This is a genomic window from Streptomyces sp. S.PB5 (genome assembly GCF_030403745.1).
Classification (GTDB): domain Bacteria; phylum Actinomycetota; class Actinomycetes; order Streptomycetales; family Streptomycetaceae; genus Streptomyces.
This window is the reverse complement of record NZ_JAQMWP010000008.1, coordinates 205,230-227,936: the sequence shown is the minus strand read 5'-3', so window position 1 is coordinate 227,936 and position 22,707 is coordinate 205,230. Positions and strand designations below refer to the sequence as shown.

Below are 22,707 nucleotides of genomic sequence, written 5' to 3'. Positions count from 1 at the left end.
GGGCCCCTGGGCGTTGGGCACTTGTCGGGTGAGGGACAATGGAGGCTCTGTCAGGGCGGGTTGTATGAGGGGACGCATGTCGGAGGCGGAGCGGGCGGGGACATCCCGTCAGGACGAGAGCGAACGTCTCCTCGCCGGGCGGTACCGGCTGGGAGCAGTGCTCGGCCGCGGCGGCATGGGCACGGTGTGGCGTGCCGAGGACGAGACCCTGGGCCGGATCGTCGCCGTGAAGGAGCTGCGGTTCCCCTCCAACATCGACGAGGAGGAGAAGCGCCGGCTGATCACGCGGACCTTGCGTGAGGCGAAGGCGATCGCGCGGATCCGCAACAACAGCGCGGTGACCGTCTTCGACGTGGTCGACGAGGACGACCGGCCGTGGATCGTGATGGAGCTCGTCGAGGGCAAGTCGCTCGCCGAGGTCATCCGCGAGGACGGCCTGCTGGAGCCGAAGCGCGCGGCGGAGGTCGGGCTCGCCGTTCTCGACGTGCTGCGCTCGGCGCACCGCGAGGGCATCCTGCACCGTGACGTGAAGCCGTCCAACGTGCTGATCTCCGACGACGGCCGGGTCGTGCTCACCGACTTCGGCATCGCCCAGGTCGAGGGCGACCCGTCCATCACCTCGACCGGCATGCTCGTCGGCGCGCCCTCCTACATCTCCCCGGAGCGTGCCCGCGGGCACAAGCCGGGTCCGGCGGCCGACCTGTGGTCGCTGGGCGGTCTGCTCTACGCGTCGGTCGAGGGGGTGCCGCCCTACGACAAGGGCTCGGCGATCGCCACCCTGACCGCGGTGATGACCGAGCCGATGGAGGAGCCGAAGAACGCGGGTCCGCTGAAGGACGTCATCTACGGACTGCTCACCAAGGACCCCGAGAAGCGGCTCGACGACGCCGGTGCGCGGGTCATGCTCAACGCCGTGATCCACGCGCCCGAGCCCAAGGACGAGCCGGCACCGGACGCGACGCGGGTCGTGCCGCTGCCTCCGCAGCCCGACCGGGGCGCGGGCGACGGCGGTCCGGGCGGCGGGAGCAAGCGCGGCGAGGAGGCCGGGGAGCGGTTCCGCGGGGCGCTGCGTTCCGTGCGGAAGGCGGCCGTGGCGGCGGGGGCGGCCGGTACGGCGGCGGCTTCTCGGGCCAAGTCCGGGAGCGGGACGGGGATTTCGGGGTCGTCCGGCGTTACGGCCACCTCGGGGTCGGTCGGTGGTCCGTCGAGCTCGAGCTCGGGCTCGGGAGCGGGATCTGGTGCCGGTGCGGCTTCCGGTTCGGGAGCGGCGGTCGCCGGTTCCCGCGGTGTCGGTGTCTCCGGTTCCGGTACGGCCGGTTCGGGGGCTGTCGGTCCGGGTGCTGCCGGTGGGGCGGGCTCCGGGGCCAACGCCGCCGGTGGTGGGCGGAGTTCGGGATGGCCCGTGATGACGCCGCCCGAGGATCTGCCGCCGCGGCCCGTGCCGAGGGCGCCGCTGACCGATGTGGTGCCGAGGCGGACATTGGTGATCATCGCGGTGGTCGTGGCGCTCGCCGTGATCGCGGTGGTGCTGGCCGTCGCGTTCAGCGGCGACGACAGCGACTCCAAGAGCTCGGCGGGTGGCGGTGGCGCCAAGGCGTCCGCCAGTGCCGACGCGACCCCCTCCACCAAGGAGGACAAGGAGGACGGTGCCCAGACGGACGGTCGGGCGACCGAGTCCGCCGGGTCCGGGGCCGCGTCCGAGAACACGCCGAGCAACAGCCCGACGGCGACCGGTGGCAGCGAGGCCGGGGGTTCCGCCGACGGCGACAGCATCGCCGAGCAGACGTACGAGGGGAGCCAGGGGTACTCGATCGGGTTGCCCAAGGGGTGGAAGTTCCAGACCTCGGGGTCGGCGGGGGATCGTTTCACCGGGCCCGACGGGCAGCGGCTGCTGGTCGCCTGGACGTCCACGCCGAAGGGCGACCCGGTGGCGGACTGGCGCAACCAGGAGCAGGACATGCGGCGCGCGCAGTACGAGCGGGTGCGAATAGCGGGGGTGGACTACCGGGGCTGGCCGGCGGCCGACTGGGAGTTCACCTATGTCGAGGGCGGGACGAAGTACCGGACGATCGACCGGGGGTTCGTGGTCGACGACAACCTCGGATATGCGCTGATGTACACGGCCAAAGCGGCCAATTGGGGCAGTGAGCTGCGTAAGGACACGTGGCAGACGCTCGCGGAGACGTTCGAGCCGAAGCAGTGAAGCGACGGATCCGCGTTTGAGGCGTGAGATCTGGCATCCCCTCTTTGCAGGTTGCCTTCGGCACGTATCGTGAATGCTTGCGGACCGTACGCATCCAGGTATGGGGCGGAACGGCACGCGAGGCGAGCGGAATTGACCGATCCGGAGGGCCGGGGGAGGCAACGTGGACGACTATGCGGGACGGGTACTCGCCGACCGCTACCGCCTGCCGCTGCCGCCCTCCGATGAGTACGAACTGACCGAGACGCGGGCCTTCGACACCTACAGCGGTCAGGAAGTCCTCGTCAGGCAGGTGCCGTTGCCCGAGGTCGTCGAGGCGGAGGTGCTCGACGCGGAGGGGCTGCCCGACGGGTTCACGGCAAGGGACTCGCGGGAGCGCGGAGTTCGCCGGTCGGCGTCCGCGGCGCGTACGAGCACCCGGCGGCCGACCGATCCGGCGGTGCGGCGGGCCGTGGAGGCCGCGCAGGCCGCCGCCTCGATACCCGACCACCCTCGGCTCGACCAGGTCTTCGACGTGTTCGCCGAGGGCGGGTCGCTGTGGATCGTGAGCGAGCTGGTGGCCGCGCGGCCGCTGGCGGCGCTGCTCGCGGAGAAGCCGCTGACGCCGTACCGGGCGGCCGAGGTCGCCTCCGACGTCCTCATGGCCCTGCGGGTGCTGCACGCCCACGGCTGGGTGCACCGGAACATCACCGCCCGCACGGTCCTCGTCTGCGACGACGGCCGTGTGATGCTGACCGGCCTCGCGGTCGGGGCGGCGGAAGAGGCACTGTGCGGCTATGACCCGGTGCCGGCCGACGACGGTGGCGCGGGCTTCGGGGACCGGCGGGGGACGGGTGTCCCGGGGACGTTCGCCGGGCCGGGCGGCTCGGTCGGTCCTGGCGGTTTGGGCGGGCCCGGTGGTCCGATTGGTCCGGGCGGTGCCAGGGGCCCCGTCGGGCCGGGCGGTCTGGGCGGGCCCGGTGGATCCGCTGGTCCGGGTGGCAGTGGCAGTGGCGGTGGCGGGCAAGGGGCCGGTGGCGCTGGGACGTTCGGCGGAGCCGGGCGTGGTGGTGCAGCTGGTCCGGGCCGACCCGGTGGTTCCGTCGGCGCGGCCGGCGGTGTCGGGCAGGGGCCTGGCGGTGGCGGGTACGGGGCCGGTGGTGCTGGGCAGGCGCCTGGCGGTGCCAGGTACGGCTCCGGTGGTGCCGGACACGGGCCTGGTGGTGCCGGGCACGGGCCTGGTGGTGCCGGGCACGGGCCTGGTGGTGCCGGACACGGGCCTGGTGGTGCCGGACACGGGCCTGGTGGTGCCGGGCACGGGCCTGGTGGTGCCGGGCACGGGCCTGGTGGTGCCGGTGGTTCGGCGAACGGTGGAGTGGTCGGGCTCGGTGGCGTCGGGGTTCAGGCGGGTGCCGTCGATCCCGAGGCCGCGCGGCGGGCTGCCATCGAGGCGCGGGAGGCCGGGGGGCTGCCGGGGCTCGGTGGCGAGGCGACGAACGGTACGGGTACGGCGGCGGGCGCGATCGAGCGCAGGGCCGTGGAGACCGGCGGGGACGTCAGGGCCGCGCGGGCCGGGGCGATCGCCGCGTATCGCGCGGGTGCCCGTGCCGCGGCCAGGGTCCAGGAGGCGCAGCAGAACGGCCGCGCGGCCCTGCCCGGAGCCCGGCCGGCGCCCGAGGGCGACCCGGTGGCGCGGGCGGGCGGAGCGACACCGCCGTACGACTCGGGCGTCGAGGGGCAGCAGGGGCCGTACCCGACAGGCAACGGCGTCGGGGTGGGCGGTGCCGGGCAGCCGGGCTACGGCCCCGGCGGCGTCGGGCTTCCGGCCGGCGGCGTTGGGCCGGGGGCCCATGGCCACGGCGTTGAGGTTCCGCCAGGGGCCGGGGCCGTGAGCGGGAATGTGCAGGGCGGGCGGGACGATCACTCCCGGTCCACGCCCCCGGGGCAGATTGCCGACCCCTATGGCGTGCGCGCCGACTGGCATGGTGCCGCGCCCCGCGGCGGTGCCGGTGGGGCGGTCCAGCGTGCTCAGCAGCCGTCGGGCGGTGCCGTACTCCCGCCCGGCGCCCAGGCATCCCCAGGCGCCGCCGCGCTGCCCGCCGGTGGCGCGAACCCCGCGCCCGCCCCCAGCCGTTGGGACGAACTCGCCGCCGAGGCTCCCGTGCCTCGTGGACCCGCCACCGCGCTCGCCGCCGAGCGGGCGCGGCAGGCCAGGATGGCCGTGGTCGGGCCGGTGACCGAGCGGTGGGCGCCGGAGCAGGCCGGGCCGGTGCATGAGAACTGGCAGTTGGCGGCACCGATCGGGCCCGCCACCGACCTGTGGGCGCTCGGGGCGCTGCTGTTCCGGGCCGTGCAGGGGCACGCCCCCTACCCCGAGGAGTCGACGGCCGAGCTGGTGCAGATGGTGTGCGCCGAGCCGCCCGCCTTCGCCGAGGAGTGCGGGCCGCTCCGGCCGGTCGTGGAGTCGTTGCTGCGTCAGGACCCGACCGAGCGGCTGGACTTCGAGGAACTGCGGGGCTGGCTGCGGTCGTTGGTGCGGTCCGCGCCCGAACCCGACGTCGGGACGCATGTCGTGGCCGCGCCGCCGGTCGAGGGGAGCCGGCTGCCCGTCATACGGCGGCGGGGCGAGCTGGTGCGCAGGCGGCGGGCCGGGCTGCCCGCGACGAGTGCGCACGGGCGGCACAAGCGGGCCAGGCAGGAGGTCTCGCACTCGCCCAGACGCCTCGGCCGTACGTTGTTGCTGCTCGTGCTGCTGCTCATGGCCGCGGCGATCGCGTACGCCGTGTTGTTCATGCCCAAGGCCGACGAGTCGACGGGCGGAGCGGGCGACGCCGACCGGACCGGCAACGCCGGTGAGGTCAGTGCGGCGCCGACCGTGAGCAGCGAGCCGCGGCCCGATCAGACCTCGCCCAAGGCGCAGGAGAGCCCGTCGGAGTCCACGGAGCCCCCGGAGACCCGGCCGCCCTCCGGGCCCGCCGTCCCCGACGGCTTCACCCTGCGCTCGGACTCCGCCGGATTCCGCGTCGCCGTCGCGAACGGCTGGACGCACACCGCCGAGAACGGCCGCGGGCAAGTCGTGTTCTCGCACGGCGACTTCGACCTGATCGTCGTACCCGGGCGCGACAGCGCGGACGAGTACGGCGAGGACCCGATGGCGTACCAGCGGGAGGACGAGCCCGAGTTGCAGCCGTACCGGGACTCCAGCTGGGCCAGTGCGAGTGGGCTGAAGACGATCCAGGTGGGCGGGCGGACCATGGCCGAGGGACAGTTCACCTGGACCGACGACTCCGGGCGCGAGCTCTTCGTACGTAATCTCGCGATGCTGGTCGCCGGGAAGTACCACGTGGTGCAGGTGCGCGGGCCCGAGGCCGAGCGGGACGAGGTGACGCGGCTGTTCGAGCAGGCGTCGGCGACGTACGAGGTCACGGGCTGAGCGCGGGCCCTCACGTCGGGTGACGGGTGATTCCGGCCGCCGGGGCGATAACCGTCCCAACGACAGTCACAGCAAGCACAACAACTGTCACAACCGCGAAACCTTGGCACCCCCGTGGTTCCCCGTGCCCGGGCCGGTCCTTAATCTGAGCCAGTCAAGAGCATTGCGGGGCAACGTGAATCAGATGCAGGGCCTGCTCCTCGCGGGCCGCTACCGGCTTGCCGACACCATCGGCAGCGGCGGCATGGGGCGGGTGTGGCGCGCGCATGACGAGGTCCTCCACCGGGCCGTCGCCATCAAGGAGCTCACCGCTGCTCTGTATGTGTCCGAGAGCGACCAGGAGCGGCTGCTCCACCGCACCCGCGCCGAGGCCCGCGCGGCGGCCCGTATCAACCACTCCGCCGTCGTCACCGTGCACGACGTGCTCGACCACGACGCCCGCCCGTGGATCGTGATGGAGCTGGTCGAGGGCGGTTCGCTGGCGGACGCGGTCAAGGAGCGGGGGCGCATCGAGCCCGCCGAGGCGGCCAGGATCGGGCTGTGGGTGCTGCGCGCGCTGCGCGCCGCGCACTCGGCCGGGGTGCTGCACCGCGATGTGAAGCCCGGCAACGTCCTGTTGTCCCATGACGGCCGGGTCCTCCTCACCGACTTCGGCATCGCCCAGATCGAGGGCGATACGACCATCACCCGCACCGGAGAGGTCGTGGGTTCGGTGGACTACCTCGCCCCCGAGCGGGTGCGCGGCCATGATCCGGGCCCGGCCTCCGACCTCTGGGCGCTCGGCGCGACGATCTACACCGCGGTGGAGGGCCGCTCGCCCTTCCGCCGCACCTCGCCGCTCGGCACCATGCAGGCCGTCGTCGAGGAGGAGCCCGCCGAGCCGGTCAACGCCGGCGCGCTGGGGCCCGTCCTCGCGGCGCTGCTGCGCAAGGATCCGGCCGAGCGGCCCGCCGCCGCGGAGGCCGAGCAGATGCTCGCCGAGGCGGTGGAGGGGCGGTGGCCGAGCGGGGCGCAGGCGTATGCCCCGACGGCGCGGGTGCGGTACGAGACCGGGACGGGGAGCGGAGCGGGCTTCCGGGCCGGGCCGCACACAGGTTCCCCGACCGGGCCTCCCGCAACCTCCCCGACAGGGCCTCCCACAGGCTCCCCGACCGGGCCTCCCACGGGCTCCGGTACGACGGCACAGACGGCCGCCGCCACGCCGTATCCGCCGGTCTCGGCGCAGGCGCAGGCGCAGGCACCGGCTCCGTTTCCGGCCCCGACCGCGCCGCGGAAGCGGCACCGGCTGCGGACGTTCGCCCTGGTCGTCGCCCTCGCGGCGATCGTCGGCGGGGCCGGCGCGGTCGCGCTGCAGCAGTTCGGGGCGGGCAGCACTCCCAGCGACTCCGTCTCGTCGGGCCCGAGCGTCAGTGCCACGCCGAGCCCGAGCCCGAGCGCAAGTGCCACGCCGAGCGGGACGGGCGGCCAGGGCACGATTCCCGCCGACTGGGTGCCCTACGACGGTCCCGGCGGTTCCAGCATCCGCCTGCCCGAGGGGTGGAAGCAGTCCGTCACCATCGACAAGGACGGCATCAAGCAGTTCGACTACTCGCCCGACAACGGCAGACACGTGGTGCGCGTCGCCGTCGACACCTCCCCGGACTTCCCCACTTCGTATGCCCACATGAAGGACTTGGAGCCCCAGCTCTCAGGGCTTCAGAACTACGAGCGGCTGAGCCTGACGGAGGCGCTCTTCCGCGATCTGCCGGGCGCCCGCTGGGAGTACACCTGGGACGCGCTGGCCAAGGATCCGCCGCACTACGTCACGGCCCCCTACCGGGCCATCGACGTCGGGTACATGGACCGCGACGGCACCGAGTACGCCATCTACGCCGCCTCACCGGCCGCCGACTGGGCGACCACCCGTAAGCAGTTCAACTGGATCCTCCAGAGCTGGCAGCCGAAAACCCCCTGACAACTTGGCCGGTCACCCCCCGGAGCAGATCCGTCCGGCGCGGCATCATGGGGCGCATGGGGACCCCGGGGGACAACTTCCGTGTCATAGCGGGCCGTTACCGCCTGGAGGCGCGGCTCGGGCGGGGCGGTATGGGGGTGGTGTGGCGGGCCACCGATCTGCTGCTCGGGCGGCGGGTGGCGGTCAAGGAACTGTCCCTGGACGAGACGTTGTCGGAGGCCGAGGCCCGCTGGCAGCGGGACCGGACGCTGCGGGAGGCGCGTGCCGTCGCGCAGTTGAGGCATCCGCACATCATCGGCGTGCACGATGTCGTCGAGCACGATGAACGTCCTTACCTGGTCATGGAGTTGATCGACGGCGGCTCGCTCGCCGACCGGATCGCCGTGCACGGACCCGTGGTGCCCGCCGAGGCCGCGCGGATCGGCATCGACCTGCTGGGGGCGTTGCGGGCGGCGCACGAGGCGGGGGTCCTGCACCGGGACATCAAGCCGGCGAACGTCCTGCTGGAGGGCGGTACCGGGCGGGTCGTCCTCACCGACTTCGGGGTCGCGCAGGTCGCGGGCGCGACGACGGTGACGGAAGTCGGCTCCTTCGTCGGATCGCCCGAGTACACCGCGCCGGAGCGCATGTCGGGGCTGCGGACCGGTCCCGCCTCCGACCTGTGGTCGGTGGGGGCGCTGCTGTGTACGGCCGTGAGCGGTGAATCGCCCTTCCGGCGCGACTCGTTGGGCGGGATCGTGCACGCGGTCCTCGAGGGCGAGATACGGCCGCCCGCGCAGGCCGAGCCGATCCTGCCCGTCGTACGGGGGCTGCTGGAGCGGAATCCGGAGCGGCGGCTGGATGCGGAGCAGGCGGAGCGCATGCTGCGGACCTTTCTGGAGACGGGACACATGCCCGCCCCCGAGAGGCGTTCGCTGCGGGGCACGCTGACGGCTGTGCTGCGGGGGCGGCGGCGCCCATGAAGCGGTCGGCGAAGGCGCCAATGAAGAAGGTCGGCGAAGGCGTCCACGAAGGCGTCCGCAAAAGGGAGATGACCGGCCTGCTGAGTCACGGGTCTGCTACCGGAACGCCTTCCGGGTGGAACCGGACGTGCCTGGCGCGATATGAACGGACCCATGAGCAGCAACGGGGGAACCCCTTACGGGTCTGACGAGCCAACGAGTTTCGGTCTGCAACCGCCGAAGCCGCCCGTGGCGGTGCCGCATCCGGGCAACCCGTACGCGGCGCCCACGCAGGTCGTCCCGCAGCCGGCCGCGCCTCAACAGGACCCGGGAACCGGCCGGTTGATCGCAGGTCGCTACCGTCTGCTCGCCAAGCTCGGGCACGGCGGGATGGGTACGGTGTGGCGGGCGAAGGATGAGACGGTGGACCGCGAGGTCGCCGTCAAGGAACCGCGCGTACCCGATCACCTTCCCGACCGCGAACGTGCCAACGCGTTCGAACGGATGCGCCGCGAGGCCCGTGCCGCGGCCCGGCTCGATCACCCCGCTGTCGTGAACGTGCACGACGTCGCGGTCGTCGACGGCCAGCCCTGGATCGTCATGGAGCTGGTGCAGGGCCGTTCGCTCGGCGACGCGCTCCAGGAGGGCACGCTCGGGGCACGGGAAGCGGCGAGAATCGGCCTCGAAGTGCTCGGCGCGCTGGAGGCCGCGCACGCCGCGGGCATCCTCCACCGCGACGTCAAACCGGACAACGTCCTCCTCGGCCGCCACGACCGCGTCGTCCTCACCGACTTCGGCATCGCCCAGATCGAGGGCGAGACCAATCTGACCGACACCGGCGGCTTCGTCGGCTCGCCCGAGTACATCGCCCCGGAGCGGGTCCTCGGGCAGCGGCCCGGACCGGCCTCGGACCTGTGGTCGCTGGGCGTGGTGCTGTACGCGGCGACGGAGGGCGTCTCGCCGTTCCGGCGCAGCAACACCCCGGCGACGCTGCAGTCGGTCCTCAACGCGGCCCCGGCGGCGCCCGCTTCGGCGTCCGGGCCGTTGGCCGAGGTCATCACGGGCCTGCTCCAGAAGGACCCCGGGCGCCGCCCGAACGCCGCCCAGGTGCGTGCGCTGCTGGAGGCGGCGGCGAATCCGCCGGTCCTGGCCCCGGCGCCGACCCAGGTCGTGCAGGTCGGCGAGGCTTCGCAAGGGGGCGACAAGGGCGGCATCCGGATCGGCCGCAGGACCTTGATCGGGCTCGGCGCGGTGGTCGTCGCGGCCGCGGTGGCGGCGGTTCTGGTGATCGTGGATCCGTTCGCGGGGCCGTTGCCGGACGGCTGGAGGACGAAACACGTGAAGGATGTCGCCGCGACGCCGGCGGTGCCCGAGAACTACCAGGAGGGCGTGCCCGACCGGGAGACGGACAAGGCGCACTGGGTCACGTACACCGACTGGAGCGGCAGCATCTGGATCGGGCTGCGGCTCGACAGGAAGTCCGAGGACACGGGTAACAGCATCGCGGGCTCGGCGGCCGCCGAGATGTACGAGGACGACAAGGCCTTCACCGAGAACGGCGACTACGGCCTGGGCATGCCGGAGAACCCGAAGACCAGGACCGACGACGGGGCCACGTTTCAGGGGAAGCCGGCCGCCAAGAACACGATCACGTACGAGACCGACGACAACGAGAAGCGCCCCCGCGAGATGCAGATCTTCTACTACAAGACCTCCAAGGGCGACATGTACAAGCTCACCATCAGCTACCCCGGGGAAGGCAGCGACTTCACGGACCGGGGGCGGGAGGTGGCGAAGACCGCCATCGCCAACCTGGACGTCGATGCGCTCTGAGTTCTACCGTCGCTGAATTACGTTGCCGGTGACGGGAGTTGAGGTCATCCTCCTCTGAGACCGATCTTGGGAGGGGACCTTGAAGTAGTACGTCTTGAAGCAGTACGTATGGAGACGCGTCGCGCCGGTGTGCACCGCCGCGGCGCTCACCGTCGCCGGTGCGAGCGGCGTGGCATCGGCGGCCGGCGCCGAGGCACCGGCGGCCCCCGTCGTCACGTCGCAGGAGTATCCGGACGACGACAACTGGCACGACGGCGTGGGCAATTACGGCACGTTCGTGATCGACTCGGCGTCCGACGACGTGGTGTCGTACCGCTACTCCTGGCTCGGCGGACCGACCAGCACGATCACGCCGGACCAGCCCGGGGGGCCGGTGTCCGTGCGCTGGATGCCGGAGAAGACGGGCGTCACCTATCTCCAGGTCCAGGCGGTCGACGCCGTCGGCAACATCAGCGCCAGGACCACGCACGACATCCTGGTCACGACCGGCCGCCCGGCCGTCACACACTGGGACCCGGACCAGCAGTCCGGCGCGGACACCGGCTCCGGCGTCACCCCGGGCGCCTCCGGGCCGTCCGGTACGACCGTCGGCTCCGCGGCCGCCTTCGACGGCACGGACGAGGCGTACGCGACCCTCGACACCTCCGTGGACGCGGCGCGGAACTTCTCCGTCGACGCCTGGGTGCGCCCCGACGAGCTCGTCGGCGGCTCGCCGGTCGTCAGCCAGGAGGGCTTCACCCTCGGCACGACCACGGGCGCCGCCGGAGGTGTGCAGTGGTCCTTCTCCCTCCCGGCCGCCGACGGAGGCACGGCGACCATCAGCGGCGGCACGCCCGAGCCCGGCGAGTGGGCGCACCTCGTGGGCGTGTACGACGCCGAGAAGGACCAGGTCCGCCTGTACGTCGACGGGCAGCTCACCGACACGGCCGACAACCTTGTCACGGCGGGCGGCTCCGGCGCTCTGCGCATCGGCGACCACTGGCAGGGTCTCCTGACCGACGTGAACGTCTGGGACCGCGTGTACGCGCCCGGGGAGATCACCGAGGCGGCGACCCGCAAGGCCCAGCGCCTGGGCTACTGGGACCTGGAGTCGGCGACCGACGGCCGGAGCCCGGCGTACGCGGGTGGCGAGCCGCTGACCCTGGCGGGCGACGCGTCGATCTACGCGGCCACCGACGACTGCCCCTGGAACCCCGACTGCGTCCCGGTGACCTATCCGATCGTCGGCAACGGCGACCTGCTGCTCGACGGCGACGGCGACTACGCCACCACGCCGACCGCCCTCACGCCGACCGACGCGGGCTTCTCCGTGACCGCGCAGGTCCGCATCGATCCCGACACCGCGACCCGTGACATGACGGTCCTGTCCCAGCCGGGCGAGCGCACCGACCTGTTGACCCTGCGCTATCTCGCCGCCTCGCGGACCTGGCAGGCGGTCGTCGCCCACGAGGACCGGGCCGACGCGCCGACCACAACGGTCAGCGCGCCGCTCGACCTGGACTGGACGGCCGACGACCAGTTCCTCGCGGTGGTGTACGACGAGAAGACCGACGAACTGCGGCTCTACGTCGACTACGACCACCCCGCCGCCACCGCGAGCGTGTCCGGCCTGAACACCTGGGCGCCGAACGGTGACCTCCAGGTCGGCCGCACGCTCACCGACGGCACCCAGGACCTCGCGGGCGAGGTGGACGACATCCACACCTATGCCGGGGTCCTCAGCCGCACCCAGGTCGGGATGCTGCGGCTCGGCGGAGTCGACATCACCTGACGCCGATGACCGCGTGCCGCCCCGCGTCGACAATCCCCCGCCCCACAAGGTACTCATGAGACATGAGCAACGACGGGGGCGGCACCAGCCCCAAGGGCCGACTGATAGGCGGCCGTTACCGACTGGTCGAGCGCATCGGCTCGGGGGGCATGGGCACCGTCTGGCGGGCGCACGACGAACTCGTCGACCGCGAAGTCGCCGTCAAGCAGCCCCGGTTGCCCGGCGACCCGGAGGCCGAGGCGCATCAGCGGGCCTCCCACCGGCTCTACCGGGAGGCTCGTGCCGCCGCCCGCGTCGACCATCCCGCCGCCGTCTCCATCCATGACGTGGTCGTGGAGGACGGACTCCCCTGGATCGTCATGGAGCTGGTCCGGGGCGAGTCCCTCCACGAGGTGCTGCGGCGAGGGCCCGTGGACCCCGCCGAGACCGCCCGGATCGGGCTCGCCGTCCTCGGCGCCCTGCGGGCCGCGCACGCCGTGGGGATCGTCCACCGGGACGTGAAGCCCGCCAATGTGCTGCTCGGCTCGCACGGCCGGGTGGTCCTCACCGACTTCGGCATCGCCCATGTCCAGGGCGAGGAATCCCTCACCGTCAGCGGCGAGTTCGTCGGTTCCATCGACTTCGTCGCCCCCGAGCGGATGTCAGGGCGGGGTGCCGGACCCTCCTCCGACCTGTGGTCCCTGGGCGTCCTGCTCTACGCCGCCGTCGAGGGCGAACCGCCTTTCCGGCGTACGACGCTGGAGTCCACCCTCGCCGCCATCCTCTCCTTCGACCCGCCCGAGCCCAAGCAGGCGGGCCCCCTCGGCCCCCTGATCACCGGGCTGTTGGGGAAGGACCCGGACCTGCGGCCGGACGCCGAGGAGGCCGCCAAGATCCTGGAAGCGGCGGCCGAGGGGTGGCCGGTCCCGCCGCTGAGCGAGCCGCAGGCCCAGCAGGTGCCCGACCGCATACGGGAGCTGGGGGAGGACTCGGGAACCGTACGCCTGCGGGACGCCGGGCCCGACCTCAAGCCCGAGCGCAAGCCGGAGCTCAGGCCCGAGCCCAAGCCTGCCCTCGCGTCCGAGCGCAGGTCCGACCTGGACCGCGACCCCGACCGCGCCCCCGTACCCGGGCCGGACACCACCTTCGTACCGACGACCGCACCCCCCAGACCCCACCTCCTGCGCCGCCCCCTCCCCGCCGCCCTGCTCGGTGCCGCCCTCGTCGGCGGTGCCTGGTTCGGTATCTCCTACGTCCTCGCCGAGCCCGAGCCCATCGCGGTCCGCGAGCCGACGTACACCTCGGCCCCCCTCAGGCCCGCCGAGACGGACATCGCCGACGAGCCCTGGGAGAAGCACACCGAGAAGGCGATGAACGCGACGCTGTCCGTGCCGAGCCGGTACCAGGAGGACCATCGACAGGGGAGCGCCACCGACCAGCCCCGGATGGTGATCTACGGGGACGGTGACATCGAGCTCCGCCTCAGCGTGTGGGACAACCCCTCCGTCTCGGCCATGGGCCGGGCGTACCAGGTGAAGACGGCCTGGGCGGCCCAGGACGAGGCCGAGACCCGGATCACGGAGACCAGCCTCCAGGGCCTGAGCGCATACCAGGCCGACACCACCTATGACGACGACGGGAGCAGTCCCAGCCGGGTCATGCAGGTGATCGTCAGCACCGACGACGGCCGGCTCTACGAGCTCCGCGTCGACATGCCGAAGGGGACGACGCAGGAGAAGGAGGGTATGGCGCTGTTCAAGGAGGCCCGCGACCGGCTTGTGATCGGAAAAGGCTGAGCAGCCGGTGATCGTCATCGCTCAACACGCTGATCAGCGGCTTTTCCGCCAGTGAGTACTGGCAGCGTGTGAGTACTCGGTGAATCCCGATTACCGACGGGTACCCAAAGTCTCCGCCCCGGCATACTCTGCGCGTCATGACGGACACGAAGGCTTCGGAGCAGGCCACCAACCCCCTCGCCCCCGCCCCGGAGGGCGCCCGTACCGCCGCCGACGTGGTCACCCCGGAGCTGGTCGCCCAGCTCACCAAGGGTGTGGTCGGCTCCGGTCGCACCGCCAACCACACGCCGTTCACCGGTGAGAAGCTGGCCGATCTGCCCGAGTCGACGCCCGAGGACGTCGAGAAGGCCTTCGCGGCGGCCCGCAAGGCGCAGGCGGTGTGGGAGCAGATGCCCGTACGGCAGCGCGCGGCCGTCCTACTCCGCTTCCACGACCTCGTCCTGGAACGCCAGGCAGAGGTCCTCGACCTGATCCAGCTGGAGACAGGCAAGGCCCGTCTCCACGCCCACGAGGAAGTGCAGGCCGTCGCGGTCGCCGCCCGCCACTACGGCCGCAAGGCGCCCTCCTATCTGCGGCCCAAGCGGCACGCGGGCGCCATGCCGACCCTCACCAAGGTGACCGAACTGCGCCACCCGCGCGGGGTGGTGGGCCAGATCGCCCCCTGGAACTACCCTCTGGAGCTGTCCGTCGGCGACGCGCTCCCCGCGTTCGTCGCGGGCAACGCGGTGGTCATGAAGCCGGACACCGAGACCTGCCTGACGGCGCTCTGGGCGCGTGACCTCCTCATCGAGGCCGGGCTGCCCGCCGATGTCTTCCAGGTCGTCCTCGGCGAGGGCCCCGTCGTCGGCCCCGAGGTCGTCCGGCACGCCGACTACGTCTCCTTCACGGGCTCCACCCGCACCGGCCGGGAGGTCGCCCAGGGCGCCGCCGCCCGACTCGTCGGAGTCTCCCTCGAACTCGGCGGCAAGAACGCCATGTTGGTCCTGGAGGACGCGGACATCGAGAAGGCGGCGGCGGGAGCCGTCCGCGCCTGCTTCTCCTCCGCCGGCCAACTCTGCATCTCCATCGAGCGGTTGTACGTCCACGAGTCGATCGCCGACGCCTTCCTGGAGCGCTTCGCCGCCCGCACCAAGGCCATGCGGCTCGGCAAGTCCCTCGCCTACGGCGCCGACATGGGCTCCCTGGTGGGCGAGCGCCAGCTGGAGACCGTCACCCGGCATGTCGAGGAGGCCGTGGCCAAGGGCGCCAAGGTCGTCGCCGGCGGGGTCGCCCGCCCCGACATCGGCCCGTACTTCTTCGAACCGACCATCCTCGACGGCGTGACCGAGCCCATGGCGATCTGCGCCGAGGAGACCTTCGGCCCGGTCGTCTCCATCTACCGTTTCAAGACCGACGACGAGGCGATCGCGGAGGCCAACTCGACGGCGTACGGCCTCAATTCGTCGGTCTGGACGAAGGACGGCAAGCGCGGCCGCCAGGTCGCCGCCCGGCTGCGCACCGGCACGGTCAACGTCAACGAGGGCTACGCGTCCGCCTACGGCAGCGTCCAGTCCCCGATGGGCGGCATGAAGGACTCCGGGCTCGGCCGCCGCCACGGCTCCGAGGGCATCCTCAAGTACACCGAGGCCCAGACGGTGGCCCAGCAGCGGCTGCTGCCGATGGCACCGTCGCTGGGGATGGGCGACGAGGCGTACGCGCAGTTCATGAGCCGCAGCCTGCGTCTGATGAAGGCATTCCGGTTCCGGTAAGAGGCGTACGAGGCGTACGAGGCGTACGAGGCGTACGAAGTGCAAGAGACGTAAGAGGCGTAAGAGGAGAGAGCGCGTGAGCAAAGACGCTTACGACTATGACGTCATCGTCGTGGGGTCCGGCTTCGGCGGTTCCGTCACGGCCCTTCGCCTCACCGAGAAGGGATACCGCGTAGGAGTCCTGGAGGCCGGCCGCCGCTTCACCCCGGGCACCCTGCCGAAGAACTCCTGGGACCTGAAGAACTACCTCTGGGCCCCCAGGCTCGGCATGTACGGCCTCCAGCGCATCCATCTGCTCGGCAACGTCATGGTCCTGGCCGGCGCGGGCGTCGGCGGCGGCTCGCTCAACTACGCCAACACCCTCTACGTACCGCCGAAGCCGTTCTTCGAGGACCCCCAGTGGCGTGACATCACCGACTGGGAAGAGGAGTTGAAGCCGTACTACGACCAGGCCCAGCGCATGCTCGGCGTACGGCTCAACCCGACGATGACCCCCTCCGACGTCCATCTGAAGGCGGCGGCCCAGCGGATGGGCGTGGGGGACACCTTCCACATGGCGCCGGTGGGCGTGTTCTTCGGTGACGGGCAGGACGCCGACGGCTCGGGGAAGGCGAAGCCCGGAGAGCAGGTCGAGGACCCGTACTTCGGCGGCGCCGGACCGGCCCGCAAGGCCTGCGCGGAGTGCGGCGAGTGCATGACCGGCTGCCGTCACGGCGCCAAGAACACCCTCAACGAGAACTATCTCTACCTCGCCGAGAAGGCGGGCGCGGTCGTGCACCCCATGACGACGGTCGTGTCGGTCACCGACGACTCGCAGGGCGGGTACGCGATCGCCACCCTCCCGACGGACCAGAGGAAGAAGGGCAGGGGCCGCACCTTCAAGGCCCGCCGGGTCGTCCTCGCCGCGGGCACCTACGGCACCCAGACCCTGCTGCACCGCATGAAGGCGGGAGGCCAGCTCCCGCACCTCTCGGAGAGGCTGGGCGAGCTGACCCGCACCAACTCCGAGGCCCTGGTCGGCGCCCAGACCGACGACCGGCGCTACCGCAAGGCGACCGGTGAGAAGAAGGTCGACTTCACCCGCGGTGTCGCCATCACGTCCTCGATCCATCCCGACGCCGACACCCACATCGAGCCGGTCCGCTACGGCAAGGGCTCCAACTCGATGGGCGGCCTCTCCATCCTCCAGGTCCCGTACGCCGACGGCTCGTCCAGGGTCATGGCCTGGCTGGCGAACGCGGCCCGGCACCCCCTGCTCGTGCTGCGCTCCCTCTCCAACCGCCGCTGGTCGGAGCGGACCATCATCGGCCTGGTCATGCAGTCGCTGGACAACTCCCTGACGACGTATCTGAAGCCGGACGGTGTGGGCAAGGGCCTGTTGACGGCCCGTCAGGGGCATGGCGCCCCCAACCCCAAGCAGATCAAGGCGGCTTCGGAGGGTGCGTCGGCGATCGCGGCCGAGATCAACGGCTTCGCGGGTTCGAACGTCGGCGAGCTGATGGGCACGCCGCTGACGGCCCACTTCCTCGGCGGCTGCCCGATCGGCGCCGACGCCGAGGAGGGCGTCATCGACCCGTACCACCGGCTCTACGGCCACCCCGGCATCTCGGTCGTCGACGGCGCGGCCGTCTCGGCGAACCTCGGTGTGAACCCGTCCCTGACCATCACGGCCCAGGCCGAGCGGGCGATGTCGTTCTGGCCCAACAAGGGCGAGACCGACCCGCGTCCGGCCCAGGGAGCGGCGTACGAGCGTCTGAAGCCGGTCGAGCCGCAGGCGCCGGCGGTCCCCGCGGAGGCGTTCGGCGCGCTGCGGCTGCCGTTCCTGGGGATGCCGGCGGTGCCGCCCAAGTCGTAGCCCGCCGGGTGCACAAAGAGAGAAGGACCTGCGTCCCCCTCCGAACGCAGGTCCTTCTCTCTGTCTTGCGGTGACGCTTTACGCGTTCGAACCGGCCTTGCGGCGGCGCACGGCGAACACGGCACCGGCACCGGCGACGACGGCGACACCGCCGACGAGACCGATGACCGGCAGCGCGGAGCTGGAGCCGGTGTCGGCGAGGTTGCCCGTCGGCAGCTCGGAGACATCGCCCTGCGGCTTCTTCACGGAGTCCTTGGAGCCGTTGTCGCTCGGCGTGGCGGTGCCCGGGTTCGGGTTGGGCGTGCCGGCCTTCAGGACCTCGAAGTCGTACTGCGCCCAGCCCTCGGCGATGCAGTCCTGGCCGTCGACGTTGTCGAGGTAGGCGCCGGAGCCGAAGGAGTAGGCGTCGCCGGCCGGGGCCTTGGAGTCGATGCTGACGCGCAGGTCGACGGACTTGCTCTTGCCGGCCTTCAGGCTCTCGACGTAGAAGAAGTAGTCGCCGGCCCAGTCGTCGGAGCCGATGCGGTCCCAGGCGCCCGTGTCGGGGTTCTTGAACTGCAGGTTGACGTACGGGCTGAGGAACTTCGCCTCGTCGAGTTCGTAGTTCTCGATCTCGGCGTAGAACGCGACGCCGTCGATCGTGGTGCTGGAGTCGTTGGTGACGACCAGCTTGAACTTGTGGAAGCCGTCACCGGCGACGATCTTGCCCGGGAGGCCCTTGATGTCCGCGGCGACCTTGGCGTCCGCGAAGTCCTCGTCGAGCTCCTCGCAGGTCGGGACGTCCGGGTCGGTCGGCTCCTCGCTCGGCTCGGCGGACTCGGAGGGCTCGGGCTCGTCCGACTCGCTCGCCGTGGCGGTGGGCGAGGTCGTGTCGGAGGCCGTGGCGGTGGGCGTGGCGGTGTCGCTCGGCGTCGAGGTGGCCGACTGCGAGGCGGAGTCGGTCGCGGTCGGCGTCGCCGTGTCGCTCGGCAGCTCGGTCGGCGCGGAGCTGGTCGTCTCGGTGGGGCTCGGTGACGTCGTCTCGTCCGCGAACGCGACCGGCGCGGACAGCAGCGCGAGCGGGGCTATGACAGCCGTCGCGGCCGCTGCGGCCATGGCACGGCGAAGCTTCATGAAAGACCTCGAGAAGTCCGGTGTGCTGCGTGGTGCGGCACAAGAGTGGGGCGGTGTGGGCCCCGCTTGTGGGGCGCGGGTGTGGCCCGTGGTTCGCCTGGTTTGATTCGTGAACGCTGTGAATGGTTGCTCTGGCATTCACAGAAAACTTATGTGGCCTGAGTCACATCCTGGTTCCGCTTGTGGAAGGCCTTTCTGAGCCCTTAGAACTGACCGTCGTGTCTGAGAAGCCGTCCGAGGACTCCTCCTCGAACTCCGAAGTCCCCGACGACGTCTGGGAACAGTTCGCCCGCGCCAACGAGCAGGCCGCTCCCAAGGAGCCCTCCGCGCGTGCCCGCATGGTGACCGAGCGGCTGCGGCAGCAGGAGGCGCGGGGTGAGCTGCCGGAGGGCTGGCGCACAGGTCCGCCGTTGCAGGAGAAGAGGCGCGGCCGGCGGATATGGCCGGTGCTCGGCCTGCTGCTCGCGGTCCTGGTGGCCGTCGTGGCGCTGAAGCCGTCCCTGCTGCCCGGTCTCGGCGGCGACTCCACGGACTCCGCCTCCGGGGAGCGGCTCCCCGACGAGACCGCCGCCCCCACCGCCCCGCCCTCCGCGGCGGCCCCCGCGACCCCCACCCTGGACGACCCGTTCGCCGGCTCCCCGGCCAAGCGCTGGGCGGACGGCGCGGCCGGGATCGTCCTGCCGGAGGCGAAAGCGGTCGGGGGCAAGAGCAAGGCGGAGGTCGCGCAGGCTTTGCGGCTGACCCGGGAGCTGCTGATCGACTCCAACCTGAACCCGGCCACCCTGCGCGGCGAACGGCCCGAGACGGCGCTGGGCATCCTCGAACCCAAGCAGAAGGGCGTCCTCGCCGAGCTCAAGGCCGGCCTGAGCAAGCCCAGCGAGAAGAACGACCCGCTGGCGATGTTCACCCGCTTCGACCCGAACGGGATCCGCACGGTCGGCGATGTCGTGAAGACCCGCGGCCGGATCACCTTCAAGGCCGGCGAGGGCACCGCGGTCGCCGTCCACGCCGACTACACCTTCGTCTACCCCGTCGTCCGCACCGACGGCTCGACCGAGGTGACCCGCACCATCGTCCGCCGCGTCCTCGAACTCGAGGTCTCCGATCCGGCCAGGTACGCGGTCACGCCCGGCAAGCTCACCGTCCTGCGCTACGACCGGGACGCCGGCAACTCGACCTGCGGCGTCCATGACGGCTGGTTCCACCCGGAGTTCCCCTCGGACGCGCCGACGGACGGTCCCTCGTCCGGTCCGACGACGGATCCGTACGACCGCAGCAAGGACATCAGGGACTCGAAGGACTGCGGGACGGCGTCCCGCGTCTGAGCAGACCGCAAGAGAGCAGACCCCAAGAGAGCAGACCGCAAGCGAAGGGCCCCGCGGGACGGAACCGCGGGGCCCTTCTTTCGTCAGCACCGGCGTCAGGGCAGCGCCGGTGCCTGGGAGCGGCGCCGGGGGGTTGCGCCGCTTGCCTTGAGTGCCCTGGGTCGGCGCCCCGGCGCACATGGGGCGCACGGAAGGTCTGGACCTCTGGCAGTACGGCAACGCAGAACAATGCAGTTGTCTACGGCGGGACTTGGGGGCTTTTCCAGCATCGTGCTGGAAGGACGCGGTCACCGCAACCGTTCCGTCCAGCATTGTGCATTTTTGCAATTTCCGCCGGTCGGCCCCGGGCGTCCCCGGAGCCGACCGTTCTCTTGGGTGACCGGGCTGCTGTCCCCTGCCGTCCGGTCACTTACCTGGAGCGAGGTCCCACGACGTACAACGTGATCCGTACGTCTCATCGCCCCAGTGAGCCACGCGTGGTTCTATCGGGCCCGCCCCTGGCTGGCACGGACACCACCACCAACGAAGCGGTGCGCGCTGCGGTCACGCGCCGTACGGGTGAGACGGGGGGGCGAACTCAGATGCGACCCCTGCACAGTTCGAGAAGGGTCATCGCGAGGGCCGTACCCGGCTTGCCGAGGGCCTCGCTGTAGTGGCTGAGGACCTCCATCTCACGGGTCAGGTTCACGCGCCGGCCGCCCGCGGCGATCCGGGTCTGCTGGACGACGGCGGACACGGCCGTCCGCTCCTGGATGAGACCGATGATCCGGTCGTCGATCGCGTCGATGCGTTCCCGGGCGTCGGCGATGATCGCTTCGGGCGTGGAGGCTTCGGGCGCGGTGGTTTCGGGCGCGGTGACTTCGGTCGTGGTGGCTTCCGGGGTGGTGGTCACGTAGGGCTCCTGGATGGGGTGGGTGCCCCGGAGCGGCAAGGACCGGAGAAAACGACAGGCGCCCCGGACCTTGTCGGCCCGGGGCGCCTGGGAAGTCGCTTGTCAGTAGCTCAAGCAGCACGACCATGGCAGCCGGCGGGCCGGATGCCATAGGTAAAGAGGAAGGTCGGGTGCGTGAGCATGGGGTCAGTATGCACGCCCGCCGGGCCCTGTCCAACCGAGGTCCGCCCACCGGACGGGAGGGGCCTGAGCCGCACCCCGGTAGACTCGGCCCCACACACACCTCGCTCACCGCCGGAAGGCAACCCGTGTCATCAGCGACCCCAGCCGCCCCCGACACCGTCCTGGTCGTCGACTTCGGCGCGCAGTACGCCCAGCTCATCGCCCGTCGGGTCCGCGAGGCCCGGGTCTACAGCGAGATCGTGCCGAGCACCATGCCGGTCGCGGAGATGCTCGCCAAGAACCCGGCGGCGATCATCCTCTCCGGCGGCCCGTCGTCGGTCTACGCGGAGGGCGCCCCGCGCCTGGGCCGCGAGCTCTTCGAGGCCGGCGTCCCCGTCTTCGGCATGTGCTACGGCTTCCAGCTGATGGCCACGACCCTCGGCGGCACGGTCGACAACACCGGCGCGCGTGAGTACGGCCGTACGCCACTGCACGTATCGAAGTCGGGTTCGACCCTCTTCGAGGGCACCCCGGACGAGCAGTCGGTGTGGATGTCCCACGGCGACGCCTGCTCCGAGGCCCCCGAGGGCTTCACGGTGACCGCCTCCACGGACGTCGTCCCGGTCGCCGCCTTCGAGAACGACGAGAAGAAGCTCTACGGCGTCCAGTACCACCCCGAGGTCATGCACTCCACGCACGGCCAGCAGGTCCTGGAGCACTTCCTCTACCGGGGCGCCGGGATCAAGCCCTCGTGGACCACGGGCAACGTCATCGACGAGCAGGTCGCCGCGATCCGTGAGCAGGTCGGCGACAAGCGCGCGATCTGCGGTCTGTCCGGCGGTGTCGACTCCGCCGTGGCCGCGGCCCTCGTCGCACGCGCCATCGGCGACCAGCTGACCTGCGTGTACGTCGACCACGGCCTGATGCGCAAGAACGAGACCGAGCAGGTCGAGAAGGACTTCGTGGCCGCGACCGGCGTCAAGCTGGTCGTCGTCGACGCCGAGGAGCGCTTCCTCACCGCCCTCAAGGGGGTCTCGGACCCCGAGGAGAAGCGGAAGATCATCGGCCGGGAGTTCATCCGGGTCTTCGAGCAGGCGCAGGCGGAGATCATCGCGGACGCGGGTCCGGCGGTGGAGTTCCTGGTGCAGGGCACGCTCTACCCGGACGTGGTCGAGTCCGGTGGCGGCACCGGCACGGCGAACATCAAGTCCCACCACAACGTGGGCGGCCTCCCCGAGGACCTCGAGTTCAAGCTCGTCGAGCCGCTGCGCAAGCTGTTCAAGGACGAGGTCCGGATGGTCGGCCAGGAGCTCGGCCTGCCGGAGGAGATCGTCCAGCGCCAGCCGTTCCCCGGCCCGGGCCTCGGCATCCGGATCGTCGGCGAGGTCACCAAGGAGCGCCTGGACCTCCTCCGCGACGCCGACGCCATCGCCCGCGAGGAGCTGGCCGCGGCCGGCCTCGACCGGGACATCTGGCAGTGCCCGGTGGTCCTGCTCGCGGACGTCCGCAGCGTCGGCGTCCAGGGCGACGGCCGCACCTACGGCCACCCGATCGTGCTGCGTCCGGTGTCCTCCGAGGACGCCATGACCGCCGACTGGTCGCGACTGCCGTACGAGGTGCTGGCGAAGATCTCGACGCGGATCACCAACGAGGTGGCGGACGTCAACCGGGTCGTCCTCGACGTGACGTCGAAGCCGCCGGGCACGATCGAGTGGGAGTAGCC

The 22,707-nt window shown here is 71.6% G+C and carries 12 protein-coding genes and 1 pseudogene; 11 read left to right on the top strand and 2 right to left on the bottom strand.

Features of this window, described 5'->3' with window-relative positions:
- The first annotated feature begins 76 nt into the window (after positions 1-76).
- From PH203_RS22200 to PH203_RS22160, 9 genes and pseudogenes are all read left to right on the top strand, one after another.
- Complete coding sequence (locus PH203_RS22200; RefSeq protein ID WP_289922105.1) at positions 77-2,203, top strand: serine/threonine-protein kinase; 2,127 nt, start codon at positions 77-79, stop codon at positions 2,201-2,203.
- A 163-nt stretch (positions 2,204-2,366) separates the two neighbouring features.
- The gene (locus PH203_RS22195; RefSeq protein ID WP_289922104.1) at positions 2,367-5,615 is read left to right on the top strand and encodes a protein kinase; all 3,249 of its coding nucleotides are present in this window, start codon (positions 2,367-2,369) and stop codon (positions 5,613-5,615) included.
- Between the two features lie 184 nt (positions 5,616-5,799).
- Positions 5,800-7,569, top strand: a complete 1,770-nt coding sequence (locus tag PH203_RS22190) for a serine/threonine-protein kinase (protein WP_289922103.1) — start codon at positions 5,800-5,802, stop codon at positions 7,567-7,569.
- Positions 7,570-7,625: 56 nt separating this feature from the next.
- Positions 7,626-8,456: pseudogene (locus PH203_RS22185) on the top strand (serine/threonine-protein kinase); the annotation flags it as partial.
- 228 nt (positions 8,457-8,684) lie between these two features.
- Positions 8,685-10,343, top strand: coding sequence for a serine/threonine-protein kinase (locus PH203_RS22180; RefSeq protein WP_289922102.1), 1,659 nt, complete (start codon positions 8,685-8,687; stop codon positions 10,341-10,343).
- Between the two features lie 94 nt (positions 10,344-10,437).
- Positions 10,438-12,114 (top strand): LamG domain-containing protein, encoded by a 1,677-nt coding sequence (locus PH203_RS22175; protein WP_289922101.1) that lies wholly within the window; start codon positions 10,438-10,440, stop codon positions 12,112-12,114.
- Positions 12,115-12,176: 62 nt separating this feature from the next.
- Complete coding sequence (locus PH203_RS22170; RefSeq protein ID WP_289922100.1) at positions 12,177-13,889, top strand: serine/threonine-protein kinase; 1,713 nt, start codon at positions 12,177-12,179, stop codon at positions 13,887-13,889.
- Between the two features lie 137 nt (positions 13,890-14,026).
- Entirely contained in the window at positions 14,027-15,637 is a 1,611-nt protein-coding gene (locus PH203_RS22165; protein ID WP_289922099.1) for a succinic semialdehyde dehydrogenase, read from the top strand.
- A 76-nt stretch (positions 15,638-15,713) separates the two neighbouring features.
- The gene (locus PH203_RS22160; RefSeq protein WP_289922098.1) at positions 15,714-17,492 is read left to right on the top strand and encodes a GMC family oxidoreductase; all 1,779 of its coding nucleotides are present in this window, start codon (positions 15,714-15,716) and stop codon (positions 17,490-17,492) included.
- Positions 17,493-17,570: 78 nt separating this feature from the next.
- Here the strand turns inward: PH203_RS22160 and PH203_RS22155 are convergent, their stop codons facing one another.
- Positions 17,571-18,605, bottom strand: coding sequence for an LAETG motif-containing sortase-dependent surface protein (locus PH203_RS22155; protein WP_289922097.1), 1,035 nt, complete (start codon positions 18,603-18,605; stop codon positions 17,571-17,573).
- A 218-nt stretch (positions 18,606-18,823) separates the two neighbouring features.
- On the opposite strand from PH203_RS22155, the gene PH203_RS22150 reads away from it, so the two are divergent.
- Complete coding sequence (locus PH203_RS22150) at positions 18,824-19,930, top strand: hypothetical protein (RefSeq protein WP_289922096.1); 1,107 nt, start codon at positions 18,824-18,826, stop codon at positions 19,928-19,930.
- Between the two features lie 577 nt (positions 19,931-20,507).
- On the opposite strand, the gene PH203_RS22145 is transcribed toward PH203_RS22150, so the two are convergent.
- Positions 20,508-20,822, bottom strand: coding sequence for a chorismate mutase (locus PH203_RS22145; protein WP_289922095.1), 315 nt, complete (start codon positions 20,820-20,822; stop codon positions 20,508-20,510).
- Positions 20,823-21,130: 308 nt separating this feature from the next.
- Between PH203_RS22145 and guaA the strand changes: the two genes are divergently transcribed.
- On the top strand, positions 21,131-22,705 hold the full coding sequence (guaA, locus tag PH203_RS22140) for a glutamine-hydrolyzing GMP synthase (protein WP_289922094.1): 1,575 nt from the start codon (positions 21,131-21,133) through the stop codon (positions 22,703-22,705).
- Positions 22,706-22,707 lie beyond the last annotated feature (2 nt).

What these genes read in the sequence shown, in the direction of transcription:
- PH203_RS22200 (WP_289922105.1), top strand. Translation starts at nt 77, where the DNA reads ATGTCGGAGGCGGAGCGGGCGGGGACATCCCGTCAGGACGAGAGCGAA.
- PH203_RS22190 (WP_289922103.1), top strand. Translation starts at nt 5,800, where the DNA reads ATGCAGGGCCTGCTCCTCGCGGGCCGCTACCGGCTTGCCGACACCATC.
- PH203_RS22180 (WP_289922102.1), top strand. Translation starts at nt 8,685, where the DNA reads ATGAGCAGCAACGGGGGAACCCCTTACGGGTCTGACGAGCCAACGAGT.
- PH203_RS22170 (WP_289922100.1), top strand. Translation starts at nt 12,177, where the DNA reads ATGAGCAACGACGGGGGCGGCACCAGCCCCAAGGGCCGACTGATAGGC.
- PH203_RS22165 (WP_289922099.1), top strand. Translation starts at nt 14,027, where the DNA reads ATGACGGACACGAAGGCTTCGGAGCAGGCCACCAACCCCCTCGCCCCC.
- PH203_RS22155 (WP_289922097.1), bottom strand. Translation starts at nt 18,605, where the DNA reads ATGAAGCTTCGCCGTGCCATGGCCGCAGCGGCCGCGACGGCTGTCATA.